Annotated in this window: 19 protein-coding genes; 5 read left to right on the top strand and 14 right to left on the bottom strand. The window is 74.1% G+C overall.

Annotated features, from left to right (window positions below):
• Positions 1 to 474: hypothetical protein (locus E1293_RS47870; RefSeq protein ID WP_165978499.1), on the bottom strand; the 474-nt coding region annotated here is incomplete at its 3' end.
• Positions 475 to 590: 116 nt separating this feature from the next.
• Here E1293_RS47870 and E1293_RS32705 point away from each other — a divergent pair.
• A complete protein-coding gene (locus E1293_RS32705) occupies positions 591 to 1,379 on the top strand; it encodes an ABC transporter ATP-binding protein (RefSeq protein ID WP_132201489.1) in 789 nt (262 codons plus the stop codon).
• Here E1293_RS32705 and E1293_RS32700 read toward each other — a convergent pair.
• The 9 genes from E1293_RS32700 to E1293_RS32660 form a co-directional block, all read right to left on the bottom strand.
• Positions 1,376 to 2,713, bottom strand: a complete 1,338-nt coding sequence (locus E1293_RS32700) for an AAA family ATPase (protein ID WP_243716884.1) — start codon at positions 2,711 to 2,713, stop codon at positions 1,376 to 1,378. The genes E1293_RS32705 and E1293_RS32700 overlap by 4 nt on opposite strands.
• Positions 2,710 to 4,185, bottom strand: coding sequence for a hypothetical protein (locus E1293_RS32695; protein WP_132201487.1), 1,476 nt, complete (start codon positions 4,183 to 4,185; stop codon positions 2,710 to 2,712). The genes E1293_RS32700 and E1293_RS32695 overlap by 4 nt, the downstream gene beginning before the upstream one ends.
• Before the next feature lie 7 nt (positions 4,186 to 4,192).
• Positions 4,193 to 5,287 carry a hypothetical protein gene (locus E1293_RS32690; protein WP_132201485.1) on the bottom strand — a complete coding sequence of 365 codons (1,095 nt, stop codon included), beginning with the start codon at positions 5,285 to 5,287 and terminating at the stop codon, positions 4,193 to 4,195.
• On the bottom strand, positions 5,284 to 6,105 hold the full coding sequence (locus E1293_RS32685; RefSeq protein WP_132201483.1) for a hypothetical protein: 822 nt from the start codon (positions 6,103 to 6,105) through the stop codon (positions 5,284 to 5,286). Before E1293_RS32685 ends, E1293_RS32690 begins: the two co-directional genes overlap by 4 nt.
• Positions 6,106 to 6,172: 67 nt before the next feature.
• Complete coding sequence (locus tag E1293_RS32680; RefSeq protein WP_132201499.1) at positions 6,173 to 6,775, bottom strand: class I SAM-dependent methyltransferase; 603 nt, start codon at positions 6,773 to 6,775, stop codon at positions 6,173 to 6,175.
• Positions 6,776 to 6,788: 13 nt separating this feature from the next.
• Positions 6,789 to 7,178, bottom strand: a complete 390-nt coding sequence (locus E1293_RS32675) for a VOC family protein (protein WP_132201481.1) — start codon at positions 7,176 to 7,178, stop codon at positions 6,789 to 6,791.
• Positions 7,179 to 7,234: 56 nt separating this feature from the next.
• Positions 7,235 to 8,101 (bottom strand): NAD(P)-dependent oxidoreductase, encoded by an 867-nt coding sequence (locus tag E1293_RS32670; protein ID WP_132201479.1) that lies wholly within the window; start codon positions 8,099 to 8,101, stop codon positions 7,235 to 7,237.
• A gap of 137 nt (positions 8,102 to 8,238) precedes the next feature.
• The gene (locus E1293_RS32665) at positions 8,239 to 9,327 is read right to left on the bottom strand and encodes a phosphotransferase enzyme family protein (protein WP_243716883.1); all 1,089 of its coding nucleotides are present in this window, start codon (positions 9,325 to 9,327) and stop codon (positions 8,239 to 8,241) included.
• Positions 9,328 to 9,432: 105 nt separating this feature from the next.
• Positions 9,433 to 9,834 carry a nitroreductase family deazaflavin-dependent oxidoreductase gene (locus tag E1293_RS32660; protein ID WP_132201477.1) on the bottom strand — a complete coding sequence of 134 codons (402 nt, stop codon included), beginning with the start codon at positions 9,832 to 9,834 and terminating at the stop codon, positions 9,433 to 9,435.
• Positions 9,835 to 9,956: 122 nt separating this feature from the next.
• Here E1293_RS32660 and paaI point away from each other — a divergent pair, with 122 nt between their 5' ends.
• Positions 9,957 to 10,355 (top strand): hydroxyphenylacetyl-CoA thioesterase PaaI, encoded by a 399-nt coding sequence (gene paaI, locus E1293_RS32655; protein ID WP_132201495.1) that lies wholly within the window; start codon positions 9,957 to 9,959, stop codon positions 10,353 to 10,355.
• Between the two features lie 37 nt (positions 10,356 to 10,392).
• Here the strand turns inward: paaI and E1293_RS32650 are convergent, their stop codons facing one another.
• On the bottom strand, positions 10,393 to 11,259 hold the full coding sequence (locus E1293_RS32650) for a helix-turn-helix domain-containing protein (RefSeq protein WP_132201493.1): 867 nt from the start codon (positions 11,257 to 11,259) through the stop codon (positions 10,393 to 10,395).
• A gap of 583 nt (positions 11,260 to 11,842) precedes the next feature.
• Between E1293_RS32650 and E1293_RS32645 the strand changes: the two genes are divergently transcribed.
• Positions 11,843 to 12,151, top strand: a complete 309-nt coding sequence (locus tag E1293_RS32645; RefSeq protein ID WP_132201475.1) for a hypothetical protein — start codon at positions 11,843 to 11,845, stop codon at positions 12,149 to 12,151.
• 98 nt (positions 12,152 to 12,249) lie between these two features.
• On the opposite strand, the gene E1293_RS32640 is transcribed toward E1293_RS32645, so the two are convergent.
• The 3 genes from E1293_RS32640 to E1293_RS32630 are packed head-to-tail and all read right to left on the bottom strand — an operon-like array spanning position 12,250 to position 14,719.
• Positions 12,250 to 13,029 (bottom strand): ABC transporter permease, encoded by a 780-nt coding sequence (locus E1293_RS32640; protein WP_132201473.1) that lies wholly within the window; start codon positions 13,027 to 13,029, stop codon positions 12,250 to 12,252.
• Positions 13,029 to 13,805, bottom strand: a complete 777-nt coding sequence (locus E1293_RS32635; RefSeq protein WP_132201471.1) for an ABC transporter permease — start codon at positions 13,803 to 13,805, stop codon at positions 13,029 to 13,031. The genes E1293_RS32640 and E1293_RS32635 overlap by 1 nt, the downstream gene beginning before the upstream one ends.
• Positions 13,802 to 14,719, bottom strand: coding sequence for an ATP-binding cassette domain-containing protein (locus E1293_RS32630; protein ID WP_132201469.1), 918 nt, complete (start codon positions 14,717 to 14,719; stop codon positions 13,802 to 13,804). Before E1293_RS32630 ends, E1293_RS32635 begins: the two co-directional genes overlap by 4 nt.
• Positions 14,720 to 14,877: 158 nt before the next feature.
• Here E1293_RS32630 and E1293_RS32625 point away from each other — a divergent pair, with 158 nt between their 5' ends.
• Positions 14,878 to 16,011 carry a sensor histidine kinase gene (locus E1293_RS32625; RefSeq protein WP_207939220.1) on the top strand — a complete coding sequence of 378 codons (1,134 nt, stop codon included), beginning with the start codon at positions 14,878 to 14,880 and terminating at the stop codon, positions 16,009 to 16,011.
• Positions 16,012 to 16,019: 8 nt separating this feature from the next.
• Positions 16,020 to 16,455, top strand: a 436-nt coding sequence (locus tag E1293_RS32620) for a response regulator (protein WP_207939219.1), incomplete at its 3' end; no start/stop codon positions are given.

Here is a 16,455-nt window from a genome sequence, read left to right as displayed (position 1 = left end):
GAAGAAGACCGAGAGGGAGCCCTGGAGGCGGGCGCGGACGGTCTCCTCGCCGACGGGGCCGTCTTCGGGGACGGGGGTGCGGTCGAGGGCGCGGTCGATGAGGACGTCGATGTTGCGGTCGGCGACGAGGACGGAGCACGTGTCGCACGCGTACCACGGATAGAGCATGTTGAGGACGGCCACGGCGGTGTCGTCGTCGGACAGGTGCGTGGTGTCGAGCTCGACCTCGAACATGTCGGTGTCGTCCGGGTCGAGCGTGGGGTAGTAGAGCCAGCTCGGCCCGTCCGAGCCGCAGAAGTCGCAGTGCTGGTCCTGCGGGGCGGGTTCGCCGACCGCCAGCTCCAGCTCGTGGTCCCACGGCTCCACGCGCCGGTTGTGCCGGTAGCCGACGCCGTCCAGCGAGCCCTCGCGGTTGTGGGTCACGTCGTGCACCTCGCCGCCGCATTGGGCGCACATGAAGCCGATGTCCTCCATGTCCCTCCCCCTGATCGCTGAGGCACCGGCTCTCACAGTATCCGGCCGGACGCCCGCTCGTACCGCGCGGCGGCACTCGGGTACGTTGAAGATCGTCAATCCCGGGGGAGGTCCGCGTGTCCGAGGTCGTGCTGAACGCCGACAAGATCGATCTTGTCCGGGAGCGGCGGACGCTGCTCGACCGCGTCACGATGACGGTGCTGCGCGGCGAGCATTGGGCGCTGATCGGGCCGAACGGCGCGGGCAAGAGCACGCTGCTCGGCATCCTCGGCGCGTACACGCATCCGACGCGCGGCACGGCGGAGATCCTCGGGCGCCGGCTCGGCCGGGTGGACGTGCAGGAGCTGCGCAAGCTGATCGGGCAGGTGAACCCGCGGCATCCGCTGGAGTCGGCGCGGACCGTCCGGGAGATCGTTCTCACGGGCGTGACGGGCACCATCGAGCTCGTCCCGCGCTGGACGCCGTCCGACGGCGACCTGCGCCGCGCCGACGGGCTGGTCGAGCTGATGGGGCTCACGGCCAGGGCGGACGCCCGCTGGCCGACCCTGTCGCAGGGGGAGCGCGGGCGGACGCTGATCGCGCGGGCGCTGATGCCGGACCCGCCGCTGCTGCTGCTCGACGAGCCCGCCACCGGCCTGGACGTCGCCGCCCGCGAGCGCCTCCTCGCCGGCATCGACCAGCTGCGCGCCGACCGCCCCGGGCTGACGACCGTCCTCGTCACGCACCATCTGGAGGAGCTGCCCGTCAGCACCAGCCACGCGCTCCTCCTGCGCGACGGGCAGGTGCTCGCCTCCGGCCCGGCCGGCGACGTCCTCACGACCGAGCTGGTCAGCGCGTGCTTCGACCACCCGATCACGATCACCCGGCACCGCGGACGCTGGGCCGCGACGGCGGGATCCGCCTAGCCTCCCGCGACGCGGTGCGCGGCGAGGTGGGCGAGGACCGACTGGTTCGCCTCCCAGCCGTCCGGGAACTTCACCGGCACGCCGAGATGCACCGGCTCGGCGGACGGGTGCGCGTCCAGCAGCTCCGGGATCCCCGCCCGCGCCACCACGACGCACGCGTGCCGGTGCCGTGAGGCCAGGACGCAGAGGCGCCCCGACTCGAGGTGGAACGCGGTCGCGTCGCGGCGTCCCGACAGCGGGTGCAGGACGACGGTCGCGTCGTACTCGCGGCCCTGGAGCCGGTTCGCGGTGTCGACGGTGATGCCGTCGCCGTGCGGGCCGAGCGCGGCGCGGATCGCGGTGACCTGGTCGCGGTGCGCGGCGCCGATCGCGACGCGGGCGGCGTCCACCGGGCCCGACCCCTGCTCGGAGTGCGCGACGGGCCCGCGCTGCAGCAGCCGGACGGCGAGCGCCGCCGTCGCGCGGACGGCCTCGGCGTCGGTGCGCAGCGTGTGCCGTGCGGGCAGCTCGTAGAGGGCCCAGCCGGTGGCCGCCGCCTCTTCGAGCGCCTGGTCGTAGGTGGTGCCCATGCCGCGCGCCCCGAACTCCAGCCGCCGGTCGCCCGGACCCGTCCCGGCGCGGAACCCGGTGAACGGGTAGAAGGCCCGCGACACGACCGGTGCGGCCGAGGCGGGCAGCCGCCACGACACCGGCAGCCGGTGGACGGGCAGCTCCGGGTTGTGCGCCAGCAGGACGGACACGGCGCTGCGCATCGGGTCCCACGTCAGGCCCGCCCAGCGTTCGACCTCGACGGTGGAGAACGGGTCGAGCTGGCCCGGGTCGCCGACGAACAGCGCCCGCTCGAAGCGCCCGGCGATGCGCAGCAGCATGTCCGAGCGCATCTGGTACGCCTCGTCCACGATCGCCCAGGGCCACGAGCCGTCGGACAGCGTCGCCCATTTCGCGGCGGTCGCGATGACGACGGTGTGCTCGGCCAGGTCGTCGGCCTTCTGCGCCACCCGCACCGCGGGATGGGCCAGGACCCGCTCGGACGGGACGTACCCCGACGCCGAGAGCCGTCCCAGCGTGATCCCCGGGTGCTTGCCCGCGATCCGCTCGATGAGGTCGTCGACCTGCTCGTTCGTCTGCGCGACGATCATCAGCCGCTCGCCCGCCGCGGCCAGGTGCGCGGCCGCGCGGACCACCAGCGTCGACTTGCCGGCACCCGGCGGGGAGTCGACCACCACGCCGCGGTGCCCGCCGCCGAGGTCGGCCAGGACGCCGTCCACGACCCGCGCCGCCGCTTTGGCCGGGTCCAGGTCGTCGGCCGTCACCGGGCGCGCGTGCTCGGTCACGACCAGTCCTCTTCGGCGTCCTCGTCGGTCGGCACGTACTCCCCGGGGGGCCCGCCGTGCGTCCACGGCGTGTCCTCCCGGTCGGGGAACTTCGCCGCGCCGAACGAGCCCTCCGTCAGCGACGTGAAGCACACCCGGTCGCCGACCTCGGGGACGACGCCCGCCTCCGGGACCAGCTTGCGGCCCATTCCGCCGGTCAGCTCCAGCACCACGCCGCCGTCGTCGTCCAGCTCCACGATCCTCCCTTTGAGTGCGGGCCTGTCCGCGCTGCACACGGTCGCGCCTGCGTCGAGCCGGACCGGGTCGCGCGTCGCGACCCGCAGCAGGGGCCGGAGCTTCGGCCGCTTGCCGGTCTCGTCCAGCCGGGCCGGGTCGCACTCGGTGACCGTCCCGCCGAACGCCTGGCCCGACAGCCGGTGCTCGGCCATGACGAGGGGGTCGTCGAACGCCCGCTGCGCGTCGTAGGCGTCCTGTGCGCGTTCGAGGTCGTGCAGGCGGCGCGCCGCGCGGACGGGCGGGTCGCGGCGCGCCTGCGGATACGCCTCGCCGAACGTCTGGTGGTAGTAGGTGAAGGCGTCCCGGTCGCGTTCCCACCGCCGCGGGACGCTCGCCCCCTCCGGCAGCGCGCGCAGCAGCCCGACGGCCCGCCACATCAGGTCCCACGTGGGGGTGAGCTGGCCGGCGATCGCGGCGTGCAGCCGTTCGCCGGCGCGGGAGTCGCCGCCGGATCGGTCGTAGCCGGCGATCGCGGGGGCGAGCACCTCGTTGTCGAACGTGGGGTCGGTCGTCGGCCCCGCGGGCGGCCAGACGACCGGGTCCTCGGCGCGTGCCGCCGCGGCGGGCCCGTCGAGGCCGGCCGGCGGGTCGATCCAGCCCGTCAGCGCGGCGAGGTTGCCGTCCTCCAGCGAGCTCTGCCCGGTCGCCCAGTGCAGCCGCAGCAGCTCGGTCACCGCGCCCATCAGCGACGACCCGGGATGGTCGTGCCGGTCGGCGAACCACGTCAGCCACCGGCCGAGGACCGGCACCGCCGGCTCGACCGCGTAAGGGCCCTCGGTGCTGCGGAACCGCGTCGACCGGCCCATCATCCGCAGGAACGCGACACCGCCCCGGTTCGGCACGAGCAGCTGCGGCGCGTCCCCGTACCGGATCCGCTCCTCGCCCTCCTTGCCGGGCGGCAGCTCCTCCACCGCGCCCCGGCTCGTCTCGATGTGGTTCAGGACGAGCTTGGCCAGGCTCGCCGCGAACGCGAACCGCAGGTCGCGGTTGCGCGGCTGCGGCACGACCAGCAGGGACGGATCGCCGGGGTCGCTGCCGAGCATCACCGCCAGCGGCGCCGCCGCCTCACCGGCGAGCTTCAGCGGGACGAGCACCAGCGGCGCGTCCGAGACGTGGCAGTGCCGCACGGTCGCGAGCGGCTGCGCGATCCCGGCGGCCACCGCCTGCAACCGCGCGAGCGAGGACAGCGCACTCATCGACGGATCACGCGACCCCTTGCAGAGCCTCGGCGCGGAGCCGCGCGGCGGCGCGGAGCTGGTCGGCCGTCTCCGCCAGGTCGTCGGACGGATGCAGCGACCCGTCCGCCAGCCCCAGCGCGGTGCCGACCGTGTCGACGCCGCCGAGGTCGTCGCGGACCGACCGGCCGAGCGCGCCCGTCGCTCCGCACGCGCGGGCCTCGTCCCGGCAGAACAGCGCCATCTCGCAGCCCGACATGCACTCGGGCGCGTACCGGGCGTCGACCGCGCGGACCGACGCGGCGAGCGACTCCCCGAGGTCGAACGTCAGGTCGCCGGGCAGCTCCGCCAGGATGTCGTCGATGCGGGTGAGGCGCGCGAGCTGCCGTTCGAGGACGGCGAGCTGCGGCCGGACGTCCAGCGGCGTCGCCGTCGGACGGTTCGAGAAGTTCTCCGGGCAGACGAGGAAGACGTCGTGCGAGACGCGCGCCGGGTCGTGCCCCAGCTCCGCCACCAGCCGGCGCAGCGCCAGCACGTACACCGCCGACTGCCGGGCCGCCGCGGCGACCTGCTCCGGCTCGGCCTGCCCGTCCACGACGGCGAACGACTTGACCTCGATGACGTGCAGCCGGCCCGCGAGCTGGAACGCGATCACGTCCGGCTCCAGGTAGGCGGGATGCCCGGCGATCTCCAGCCGCAGCAGCGGATGGTCGAACAGCGTCCCCTCGCCGTTCTCCAGCGCGCGGGCGACCAGCCGCCGGGTCCGCGAGTGGCGCAGCTCCCGGCCCTCGTTGCCCGCGACCACCTCGAGGTCGTCGTAGGCGACCTCGGGCACGTCCAGGCCGAGCCGCTCGCGCAGCAGCGTCAGCAGCTCGGCGCACCCGTCCGCCTTCACCTGCGCCTCGAACGCGTTGCCGCGCGTGATCGCGAACTGCGACTGGCCGAACGGCGCGGGGAACCCGAGCTCCCGCGCCACCGCGTCCTTGTCGACGCCGGCCGCGTCCATCACCCCGCGGCGCGCGCACCCGGGGTTGGACGTCAGCGCGGCGATCGTGCGGGCGTCGTGATTGCGCGGGGGTGCACCGCCGCGCAGCCGGTCCAGGTCCGGCGCGGTGTCGGTCATCGGTCCGTCTCTCCATTGGTGGCGGGGCGCCGGCCGGCCGCCCGCAGGGCCCGCAGCCGGCTGCCGAACAGCCGTTCCGCGTCGTCGAGCCGTTCCCGGGCGCGTGCGGCGGCGGACTCGCGCCGTCGCCGGTCCGGGTCGCGGTGCACGTCCAGTTCGGCCCGGGCGGCCTCGGCGAGCGCGGCCGGATCGACTGTACCGACCGTACCGGTGACCGCACCGGGAATGTTGGACGCGAAACGCCACAGCAGCCGCTGCACTCCGGGGTCCGGCGCGCCGCGTCCGGCGTGCTCGGCGAGCCGGACCGCGGACGAGAGGAAGTCGGCGCGCGGGCTGAGCGGCCCGACGATCCGCTGCTCCAGCGGCCAGGTGCTCACGGTGAGCAGCCCGCGCGCGGGGGCGAGCAGGTCGGCGGTCAGCGCGGCGCACAGGTAGTACGGCCGCGCGTAGGGGGCGGTGCGGAACGAACGCTCCTCGTCGCGGCGCAGGCTCGTCAGCCGGCTCCCCGGGATGGCGCCAGGGAAGAACGCCGCGTACACCGACCCGATCAGCTTCGGCGCGGCGGGCGCGCCGAGCAGGGTGAGCGCCTGGTGGACCTGCTCCCGGACGGGCAGCAGCCCGCGCCCCTCCTCCGGGTCGCCGCTGCCGCCGCCGAGGACCGCGTCGTCCCACGCGCTCTCCGTCCTGCGCAGCTCGGCGCGCAGCTCGCGGGCCTTCTGCCGGTCACCGGACGCCATGGCCCGCCGCACGGAGGCGCGCAGCTCGGCGATGCGCGTCTCCAGCTCGTCGGGGGACGAGGCGCCGGGGGACCGGGACATGCGGCAGACAGTACAGGTGCTTCCCGACAGTTCCAGTGTTTTCCAGCTTTGCCGTGCCCTGGCGGGGTCAGCGCGGCTTGCGCCACACGATGGAGTACCGCCACAGCAGGTGCCTGCGGAAGGCGGCGCCGGGCAGCAGCCGCAGCGCCTCGTCCCGCACTTCGCCCCAGGTCATGTCGGGGTCGGCGATCGGCGCGTCCGGCGAACCCGCACGCCGCAGGTTCCGGAGCCGGTGGACGCGGTGCGCCGGGACGCCCAGCCCGGAGAACGCCCAGTCCCGCAGCCCCTTGTTGTTGGCGAGGCTCATCACCACCAGGCTCCCGCCCGGACGGAGGGCGTCGCGCATCGCCGTCATGCCCTTGACGAAGTCCATGTGGTGGATGGCGGCGACGCTGCAGACGAAGTCGTAGTGGTTCTCCGGCGGGTCGTACTCGAGGAGCCCCGCTTCGACGAAGCCGACGTTGTCCACGCCCTCGCTCAGCCTCTCGGCCGTCGCCACCATCTCGGCCGACCGGTCGAGCCCGGTGACGTGCGCCGCGCGGGGCGCGAGGCGGCGGACGAGCAGGCCGTCGCCGCAGCCGACGTCCAGCGCCGCACCGCACCCGCGCGGCACGTTGCGCAGCACGACGCCGTGATAGTGCGTGTTGTGGTTCCAGTAGTCGTCGGTCATCGTCACCGCCGGGTCATGGGCGCGGGTCGCGGCGCAGCGGATGCGCCTCCGGAACCTCCACGATAACGATCTTGACGCCGTCCGGGTCCTCGATCCACATCTCGACCAGGCCCCACGGCTCCTCGCGCGGCTCTCGCAGGACGCGCGCCCCGGCCGCCGCGAGCCGCTCGTGCTCCGCCCGGACGTCCCGGACCTGGAGCCAGATCAGCGGGGACGGGCCCGTCCCGCCCGCGCCGTGCCCCGACACCTCCAGGAAGCCGGGACCGAGGAAGAACACCACGCCGGGCGCGTCCGCCGGACCGAACTCGCGGTAGACGGCGAGCCCCAGCACGTCGCGGTAGAAGCGCCGCGTGCGCGCCGGGTCGCCGGGGCGAAGCAGGATTCGGCTGCTCAGAACGTCCATGCCCACCATCCTCACCCGGGCGGCCGGCGCCCGCACCCGCCGGCGCGCCCGGGCCGTCAGCCGGCGAAGCTCGCGCGGTAGGTGGCGGCCATGTCCTCGTCGCCGTGGCCCTGCTCGATCACGCGCCGGAACCGCGCGCCGGCCGCGTCGTTCACGTCGACGCGGATGCCGGCCGCCTCGGCGGACTCGTGGATCAGCCGGGTGTTCTTCTCGGCGTTGCGGACGGCGAAGCTCGCCTCGAAGTCCCCGGCGAGCATCGCCTTCATCTTGGTCTGCAGGTAGGCGCAGTCGAGTGGGCCGCCGGTGAGGATCTCGCCCAGCAGGGCCGGGTCGAGCCCGAGGCCCCGCGTCAGCGCGACCGACTCGGCGACGACCGAGGTCAGCGAGATGGCGTAGCTCACCGCGGCGAGCTTGAGCCGGGTGCCCGCGCCGCTCGCGCCGTCCTCGTCCAGCCACACGGTCCGGCCGCCGACCGCGCCGAAGACGGGCTCCAGGACGGTGCGCGCGTCCTGCGCCCCGGCGGCGAGGATCATCAGCTTGCCCTGCTCGGCGGGCTGCTTGGTGCCCTGGACGGGGGAGTCCACGAACGTCAGCCCGTGCTCGGCGGCGAACCCGGCGAGCGCCGGCACGTCCGCGACGCCGACCGTTCCCATCTGCGCCCAGACCTGCCCGGCGCGCAGCGCGGGCGCGGCGTCGGCCAGCACCGACAGGGCCGTTCCGGCGTCGTTCAGCATCGTGATGACGACCTCGGCGTCCCGGACGGCGTCGGCGGGGGAGCCCGCGATGACGGCGCCGTCCGCGGCGAGCGGCTCCGCCTTGGCCGCGGTGCGGTTCCACGCCGCGACCCGATGGCCGTTCCTGAGCAGGTTCCGCGCCATCGCGGCGCCCATGATCCCGGTGCCGAGCAGGGCGACCTGAGTCATCTTCCACTCCTTTTGGACTGTCCGATACAGAACCGTGCGGGACCAGCCTGCCACAAGGGGCGCGCCGCCCGCATCCCGGAAGGCCCCTACCCGCCGGAGAGCGTGGAACGCCGTGGCGCCCGATCGGGGCGGGGCCGTCAGCCGTAGGCGGGGCTGTCGCCGGGCGCGTCGGCGTACCCGGCGGTGTACGGCGCGGCGAACGCGTCGAGGGTGCGTTCGAGCTGTGCGGACCACCAGTTCACGAGCGAGGCCGGGCCGCGCCCGCCCGTGCCGGTGTCGCCCAGGTAGCGGTCGCGCAGCGGCGCGACGTCGCAGAGCCGCTCCCACCACTCGCGGTGCACCGCCGACTGGATCTGCCCGGCGTCCAGCGGAAAGGCCGAGCGGTGCCCCCGGATGAACGCCTGGACGCGGTCGAGGTCGAGGCCGCGCTCGTCCTCGCAGGCGAACAGCCGCGCCGCGGACCGCACCACCTCACCGGCGACCGGGCCCGTCGTCAGGCCGTCCCAGCCGAGGACGGCGGTGACGTTGCCCGCCCCGCCGTACCGCAGGTGCCCGGCGTGGAACGAGCCGTGCAGATGCCCGACCGTGCTGACCTCGATGTCGGGCGGCTGGTGGCCGGCGAACTCGGCGAGCAGGCCGCGGCGCTCGCGCAGGCGGCGGCCGGTCAGCGCGTCGAAGTCGGTGCCGTCGCCGTCGCCCGGGACGTCCCGCAGCATCGCCTCGACGGCCGACGCGGCGTCGGCGGCGCGCGGTGTCGGCACGAGCATGCTCTGCTGGACGGGCGGCGTCAGCTCGTCGAGCGCGGCGTGCAGCCGCCCGAGCAGCCCGCCGAGCGCCTCGCACTGGGCGAACGTCAGCTCCAGCCCGCCGCGGCCGCGGCCGCCGACCCACGGGTGCAGGACGTACCCGCGGCCGGCGGAGGTGACCAGTGTCCGGCCGCCGCGCGCCGGCACCGGCGCGAGCACCGGCAGGCCCGCGGCGTCGAGCGCGGCCGTCACGCCGTGGCGGAACAGCACCCGGCGCCGGTCGGGGCTCGCGTACTCCCGGAGGAAGAACGTTCCCGCGGCGGCGCCGACACGCCAGCACCGGCGGCCGGGCCCGGCGTCCAGCGGGGACGCCTCCTCCGGCGCCCCCATCTCCCAGCGCCGCAGCAGCCGCGGTGGGAGCGGCTCGGCGTCGCCCGTGCCGGCCGCGCGGTCGGTGTCAGAGCTGTGTGACGTCGGCACCTCGGCACCTCGGCTGCGTCGGACGGACGGCGGTCGAAAGCATGTTCTACGCCGACGCTACACGTCCGGGCGGCGGTGCGAAAGTGAACGGCGCCGCCCGGCCGCTCAGACGCGTTCGAGGACGACGACCGGGATGTCGCGGTCCGTCTTCTGCTGGTACTCGTCGTACTGCGGCCAGGTGGCGACCATCTTCCGCCACAGCGCGGGCTTCTCCTCGGCGGTCGCCGTGCGCGCCCGCGCGGTGAACTTGTCCCCCTTCACCTGTACCTTCACCTCCGGCTGGGCTTCCAGGTTGCGGTACCAGAGCGGCGGCTCGTCCGCCCCGCCCTTGGACGCGACGATGAGATAAGCGTCGCCCTCGGGCTGGTAGATCAGCGGTGTCGTGCGCTCCTGGCCGCTGCGCCGCCCGGTCGTGGTGAGCAGGAGCGTGATGGTGCCCTGCCAGTCGTGTCCCTCCGCACCGTCCGTCTCCTGGTAGCGCTCGACGTGTTCCTTGCCGTACAGCATTGGTCCTCCTTAGTCGACGTGGACCCACGGTGACCTTCCCAGCGGTACGCGGCTCCACTCACGATCATTACCCTGGCCTGGTGGATGATGCGGCAGAGGTGGCGCGGCGGTGCGCCGAGACGATGTACGCCCAGGACAAGGTCGCGCAGGACCTCGCCATGCAGGTCACCGAGATCGCGCCGGGGCGCGCGCGGCTGCGCATGACCGTCGCCGACACAATGGTGAACGGCCACGGGATCGCCCACGGCGGCTACCTGTTCCTGCTGGCCGACTCGGCGTTCGCCTACGCGTGCAACACCCATGACGCCGTGACGGTCGCCGCGTCCGCCGACGTGGTGTTCGTCGCGAGCGCGCGCGGCGGGGACGTCCTGGAGGCGACGGCGGTCGAGCGCGCCCGGTACGGACGGAGCGGCATCTACGACGTGACGGTGCGCCGCGTCCCGGACGGTGCGGTCATCGCCGAGTTCCGGGGCGGGAGCCGCAGCCGGGACCAGCGCGTCCTCGACGGGGACGCCTCCTGACCCCGGCGGGCTGAGCCGGGGGACCGGCCCCGGCGGATCAGAGGTCGTTCAGGACGCCCGTCAGGAACTGCGCGGTGTCGTCGGGACGCTCCGCCGTGATGCACAGGTTGTTCATGGCCCGCATGTAGGTGTCGACGTCGGTCGGCTTGTCGAGGTAGAGCGCGCTGGTGAGCTGCTCCAGGAAGACGACATCGGACAGGCCGGGCTCGGCGAAGCGCAGGATCGTGAAGGGGCCGCCTGCGGCGGCGTGCCCGCCCGCACCGAACGGCACGATCTGCAGCGTCACGTTGGGCAGCTCCGACACCTCGATCAGGTGCCTGAGCTGAGCTCGCATCACGTCGCGGCCGCCGAGCGGCCTGCGCACGACGGCCTCGTCCAGCACGGCCCACAGCGTCGGCGCGCCAGGGGAGGTGAACCGGTCCTGCCGGGTGGTGCGAACCCGGACGCGGCGCTCGATCTCCTCGTCGGAGGCGTCGGAGTAACCGAGCCGGACCACGGCGCGCGCGTAGTCCTCGGTCTGCAGCAGGCCCGGGACGAACTGCAACTCGTAGGTGCGCAGCAGGGAGGCGGCCTCTTCCAGGCCGAGGTAGACCTCGAACCAGCCCGGCAGGACGTCGCCGTACCGGTGCCACCAGCCGGGGGTGTTGGCCTCCTTGGCCAGCGTCAGCAGCGGCGCGCGCTCCGCCGGATCGGAGACCCCGTAGAGGGTCAGCAGATCGGAGACGTCGCGTTCCTTGAAGCCGACCCGGCCCAACTCCATCCGGCTGATCTTGGAGTGGGAGCCGCGGATCTCGTAGCCCGCCTGCTCGGTGGAGATGCCGCGGGCCTCGCGCAGCCGGCGCAGTTGCGCGCCGAGGAGAATGCGCAGGACGGTGGGGCCGCCGCGGCGCGGATAATCGATCAGCCGTCCGTCCGGATCACCTTCGGACGGAGGTGGGGAGGCAGCTGAATCCTGGGCCAAGGGGTCACCAGCCAGTCGAAGGTGGACGGTCTAGGGCGGAACGGCACCGCCCTATGTTAGAGGATGCGGACGCGTTTTTGGGAAGTATGAAATGCGCAACCGTTCCGATGCGCCGGACCAGGGCTCTCTGCACGGACCGGACGGCGGTCGGTCCCGTGACCAGTGCTGTCGGTGGCCGGGCGGCTGCGGACCGTGGCGCTATCGTCACCGCGGACCCGGCCGGGCGGTCATTTCCCTGCCCGCCGCGAGCCCGTTGGCGCACTAATTCCCGGGTGTCCGCCGGCATTGCGGGCGGCCAATCCTGACAGGCCATTCCGCAGATCGTCGGGATACACGTGAATGTCGCCGGTGCCGTATTTCGGTGAACATTCCGTGCCGGGGCGGCACGCGGCGCGGTGTCCGAGTGACGAAGCTCTCGTCCCGGCCGGGCGTGATCAGGGACTCCCGCGGCGTTCTTCCTTCAGAGCGGCGGCCACAGCCGCCGGAATTCAGACAAGCGATCACATACGCGCATCTGGGAGAACATATGAACGCGACCCGTGAGCGACCGGAGATCCGGTTCCTGACCTCGGGCGACGTCTCGGCGCACGAGCGCGCGGCGGCCGAACGGGCCGTCCTGGAGGCGCTCGCGGCCGCCCGAGGCGTGACGTCCGTGCAGGTCACGCTGAGCGTCGTGGCCGACCGGTCGCTGCCGCGCCCGGCGCTGGCCCAGGCCGTCGTCGAACTGGACGGTCGGCGCGTGCGCGCCCAGGCCGCCGCGCCGCGCATCGACGAGGCCATCGACATGCTCCGCGAGCGCCTGGCGGTCCGGGCGACCTCGCTGCAGGCCGGCTGAGCCCGGCCGGACGAACGATTGCCGGCCGGACGAGCCCGGCCGGACGAACGAACGGCGGCGCCCCGCCAGGGGACGCCGCCGTTGGTGTGCCGGCCGCATTATGCATCGCGTCTAACAAGGATGAATGCCGCTAAACCGAGCGGAATTAGTGCGTATCCGATCAGGACAGCCGCCGCCGTGCCGGAGGGCAGCAGATCCCCATAGATGGAGTTCTCCGCGCCGAGACCGGCGATCTGGTGCGCCAGGCCACCCGGCATGACCGATCCGATCCGCTCGCTCCACGGCTCCGGCAGCTGGAAGACGAGCAGCGGCAGTACGTGCCACAGGAAGACCACCGACACGAGCGATCCCGCCGTCGAGCGCAGCAGCACGCCCAGCGACAGGCCGAGCAGCGCGAACACCGGCACCACGGTGCCCGCGACGAGGAACCCCGGCAGGTCGTGCGCGATGGACGCCTTCTGGTCCGGGAACGGCCGGCCGCCGATCACGGCCCGGGTCCCGAGGAACGAGCCGACCGTCACCGCCTCCCCGGCGACGAGTGCGACCGCCCCGATCACGGCCGCCTTCGCCAGCAGCAGCGTGCGGCGCCTCGGGAGCGCGGTGAGGCTGGTGCGGATCATGCCCGTCCGGTACTCGGACGTGATGAACAGAACGCCCAGGACCGCCAGGCACAGCGAGGCCACCCACCCGCCGAGCTCCTGCAGAGGACGCAGCAGGAGGTCGGCACGGCGCTCGGCGGACAGACCGTCCCACACATGAGCCATCTGGACGGCCAGCAGCAGGACGAAACCGGTGAACACGGCCGTCACCGCCAGAACCCAGTAGGTCGAGCGAACCGAACGCAGCTTCCGCCACTCGGCGGCCACGGCGTCCACCATCACGCGTCCCTGCGCGCGAACGAGTACGCGCCGGCTCCCAGCGCCACCACCACGTACGCCACCAGGACCGCCACCGCGACGGGCGGATCCAGGACGCCGTGGCCGCCGGACGACCCCGGCGTGCCCGCGATCTGGTTGGACAGGTTGCCGGGCAGCGCCGACCAGACCCGCTCGTCCCACGGGCCGGGAAGCAGCTGCGCCAGGGCGGGCAGCACGAACAGGATCGCCATGCCCGCCGTGATCGTCCCGGCCGTGGAGCGCAGCACCGCGCCCAGCCCGAACGTGACGAGCGTGATCGCCGCGGTCGTCAGCCCCAGCCACAGGAGATGGGCCGCGACATCGGCGGCCGGCCCCTGGAACGTGGGCACGGCCCGGTCGCCCACGATCACGTGCCCGGCCCCGGAGCCGACCGCCAGCGACGCCAGTGCCGCCACGAGCATCAGGGCCCCCGCCACGCCCGCCTTCGCCGCGAACAGCGTCGGCCGGCGGGGGAGCGCGGCCAGCGTCGTCCGGTTCATCCCGGACGAGTACTCCGACGTCAGCGCCAGCGCCCCGAGCACCACCGCGCACACCGGCAGCGACACGGCCAGCGGCTGCTCCGCCGCGGCCGCCTGCGCCGTCGCCCTCCGCGCCGCCGACAGGCCGTCCCAGTAGCGGGCCACGTACCAGGACCACACGAGGCAGAGCAGCATGAATCCGGCGACCGTCCCGAGGATGGCGACGGTCGAGCGGACGGTCCGGAGTTTGTACCACTCCGCCGCGAACGCGTCGATCACGATGCCTGCCTCTCCAGCGGGGCCCCGAACTCGGTGCTGTCCGCGGTCAGCTCCATGTACGCCTCCTCCAGCGACGCGCTGTGCGACGTCACCTCGTATAGCGGGATGCCCCGCGCGGCGGCCATGTCGCCGATGGCGGCGACGTCCAGCCCGGTCACCGTGACGGCGCCGTCCGGCATGGGCTCGACGGCGCCCCCGGCGGCGGTGAGCGCGGCGGTCAGCTCGGCCGGGCGCGGCGAGCGGACCAGCACCCCGCGGCGGAACCGGTCCGCCAGCTCCCGCACCGACGTGTCGGCGATCAGCCGCCCGCGGCCGATGATGACCAGCCGGTCGGCGGTCAGCTCCATCTCGCTCATCAGATGGCTGGAGATCAGCACCGTCCGGCCGTCCGCGGCCAGCGCCCGCATCAGCTCGCGGATCCACCGGACGCCGTCCGGGTCCAGCCCGTTCACCGGCTCGTCGAACATCAGCACGCCCGGGTCGCCCAGCAGCGCCGCCGCGATCCCCAGCCGCTGCCGCATCCCGAGCGAGAACCCGCCGACCCGCTTGCGCGCGACCCCGGCGAGGCCCACCTGCTCCAGGACCTCCGTCACCCGCCGCGCCCCGATCCCGTTGCTGCGCGCCAGCCAGCCGAGATGGTCGAACGCGCGGCGCCCGCCCTGCACGGCGCCCGCGTCCAGCAGCGCGCCGACCTCCCGCATCGGCCGCCGCAGCGCCGTGTACCGGTCCCCGTTCACCAGCGCCGCCCCGGACGTCGCCTTGTCCAGGCCCAGCAGGACGCGCATCGTCGTCGACTTGCCCGCCCCGTTCGGGCCGAGGAACCCCGTCACCGTCCCCGGCCGCACGACGAAGGACAGGTGGTCCACCGCGGTCGTCCCGCCGTAGCGCTTCGTCAGCTCACGTACTTCGATCATGCGATCGAGGGTGGTACGGGACGTCCCCTCCGCACATCGGAACGCGGGCGGGAAACCCGCGTGCGACCGTGCTCCGAGCCGCGCCCGCCGCCTCCGCCCTGGGTATGACGTCCGCCGGCACGAGGCGGCCGCCCACATTCCCCGGCTACCGTCGTGACGTGGACGAATCCGAGCTGCGGTCCCCGCTCTTCAAGCGGCTCAGCCGGCGCGGCCTCATCGGCCTCGACGCCGGGGCGGCGATCCTCTACACGCTCCTGCTGCTGACCATCCCCGCGGACACGGGCGCCTCCCTGCCCCTCGTCGTCCCGCTCACGGCCCTGGCCGGCCTGCCCCTCGCGGTGCGGCGGCTCTGGCCGCTCCCGGTCTTCGCCGCCGTCTTCGCCGCCTCCACCGCCACGCTGCTGCTCGGCCTTCCCTGGGACTCCTACGCCGCCGCCGCTCTCGCCCTCTACCCGGTCGCGCTCACCCGGCGCCGCCGCCGCTGGATCCCCACCCCGATGATCGGCGTGGTCAGCGCCGTCCTCATCCTCGCGGGCGCCATGGTGGGACCCGCCGACTGGCAGGCCGAGGACATCGGCAGGCCGCTGCTCGGCATCGCCGTCCTCGGCGCGTCCTGGACGCTCGGCCGCGTCGTCCGCGAACGCCGCGCGCAGGCCGCCCACTCCGCCCGCCGGCTCGCCGACCAGGCCGTCTCCGACGAGCGGCTCCGCATCGCCCGCGAACTCCACGACGTCGTCGCGCACAGCATGAGCCTCATCGCGGTCAAGGCCGGCGTCGCCGTCCACGTCGCCTCGGCCCGCCCGGACGAGGCCCTCGACGCCCTCCGCGTCATCGAGTCCACCAGCCGCGGCACGCTCGCCGAGATGCGCCACCTCCTCGGCGTCCTGCGCACCGGCGCCGCCGACCTCGCACCGTCCCCGGGCCTCGCGGGCCTGCCCGGCCTCGCCGAACGCGCCGCGATGGCCGGCGTCCACGTCGACCTGGACGTCGACGCAGGCGACCTCCCCGACGGCGTCGCGCTCTCGGCCTACCGCATCGTCCAGGAGGCGGTCACCAACGTCGTCAAGCACGCCGCCCCCGCCCGCTGCCGCGTCCGCGTCAAGGCGTCCGGCCTCCACCTGCGCATCGACGTCACCGACGACGGGCCCGGCGTCCGCGTCCTGCCCGGCGGCGACGGGCACGGGCTCATCGGCATGCGCGAACGCGTCATGATGTACGGCGGCGACTTCACCGCGGGCCCACGCCCCGAAGGCGGCTTCGCCGTGTCCGCCGCCTTCCCGTACGAGACCTAGGGAACCCGTTGGATCTGAGCGTCCTCGTCGCCGACGACCAGGCCCTGCTGCGCGGCAGCTTCCGCGTCCTGATCGACACCGCGCCGGGCCTGCGCACCGTCAGCGAGGCCGGCGACGGCGCCGAGGCCGTCGCCCTCGCCACCCGCGAACGCCCCGACGTCGTCCTCATGGACGTCCGCATGCCCGAGATGGACGGCATCGAGGCCACCCGGCGCATCTGCGCCGACCTCCCGGACGTCCGCGTCCTCATCCTCACGACGTTCGACCTGGACACCTACGTCTACTCGGCGCTGCGCGCCGGCGCGAGCGGCTTCCTCCTGAAGGACACCCCGCCCGCCGACCTGCTGTCCGCCATCCGGATCGTCGCCTCGGGCGAGTCCCTCCTCGCCCCGTCGGTCACCCGCCGCCTGATCGCCGAGTTCGTCCGCCGCCCCGGCCCCGTAC

The organism is Actinomadura darangshiensis, from assembly GCF_004349235.1.
GTDB classification, from domain to species: Bacteria; Actinomycetota; Actinomycetes; order Streptosporangiales; family Streptosporangiaceae; genus Spirillospora; species Spirillospora darangshiensis.
This window is presented reverse-complemented; position numbering and strand designations above follow the sequence as displayed.